Raw genomic sequence first — 1065 nt, 5'->3', positions numbered from 1 at the left:
TCGGCATTGTTGCAGAACTCGGCATTGAAGCAGGGCTTCCCCTTACCCCGTTGATGCTCAGCCCAAGCGCTCGATCTCGGCAGTGCCGAGTGCGTTGAAGCGGTTCATGAACGCGATGCGGATATGAACTTCGGCCGTCTGCCTGTCCGGGTCTCGCGAGGCGATCCGTTCGCCGAAGGACTTCAGGCAGCGCATCTTCGCCTCGATCCGACTTCGGACGTGATAGCCGGACCAGTGCTTTCAGTTGGCTCGGCCGAAACGCTTGCTCGCACGCAGGATGTCGTTGCGGGCACGGGCGGCAGGGCAGTCCTCCTTCCAAAGGCGTCCGTTCCTGCGGATGGGTATGACGGCCGTGCCGCCGCGATCCACGATTGCGGTGTGGCAACGCCGCGTGTCAAAGGCGCCGTCGCCGGTCACGGTGCCGATCTGTTCGTCGGCCGGGATCTGGTTCAGCAGGTCTGGCAGCACAGGGCTGTCACCCTCACGGCTTGAGGTGAACTCTACCGCCCGGATGTCGCCGGTGGCCGTATCCATCGCCAGGTGGACCTTGTGATATTGGCGTCTGCGGTGGGTGCCGTGCTTGCGGGCCAGCCACTCTCCGTCGCCGAGAAACTTGATCCCGGTGCTATCCACCAACAAGTTCAGCGGCCCTGGTCCGCGGCGGTGGGGGATCTGCACAGCGAGGGTCTTCTGCCTGCGGCTCAGGGTGGAAAAGTCTGGCACCTGCCAGTCGAGCCCAGCCATCTCAAGGATGCTAGCCACCATCCCTGTGGTTTGCCGAAGCGGCAGGCCAAAGAGCACCTTCACCATCAGGCAAAACTGAATCGCCGCATCAGAGAATACAAGCGAGCGGCCGGGACGCCCGGCCCTGATCGCCATCCACGTCATGTCCTTGTCCAGCCAGATCAGTAGCGATCCGCGCTGCTTCAGGGCATCATTGTAGGATCTCCAGTTTGTCGTGCGGTAACGGGCAGGCTCGGGTTTCGTCATGTAAGGACGCTTAACCCACAACAGCACCCGCGTGAATCCTCACTCGGGCGAGTTCTGCAACAACGCCATGAGCAT

At 62.2% G+C, this 1065-nt stretch carries 1 pseudogene; it reads right to left on the bottom strand.

Annotation, left to right across the window (positions count from 1 at the left end):
- Positions 1-57 precede the first annotated feature (57 nt).
- A pseudogene (locus FA743_RS20150) lies at positions 58-990 on the bottom strand (IS5 family transposase).
- Positions 991-1065: the final 75 nt, after the last annotated feature.

The organism is Paracoccus gahaiensis (assembly GCF_005048225.1).
In the GTDB taxonomy this organism is placed as follows: domain Bacteria; phylum Pseudomonadota; class Alphaproteobacteria; order Rhodobacterales; family Rhodobacteraceae; genus Paracoccus; species Paracoccus gahaiensis.
Note: the sequence above shows the minus strand (reverse complement) of the source record. Positions and strands in the feature narration are given on the sequence as shown.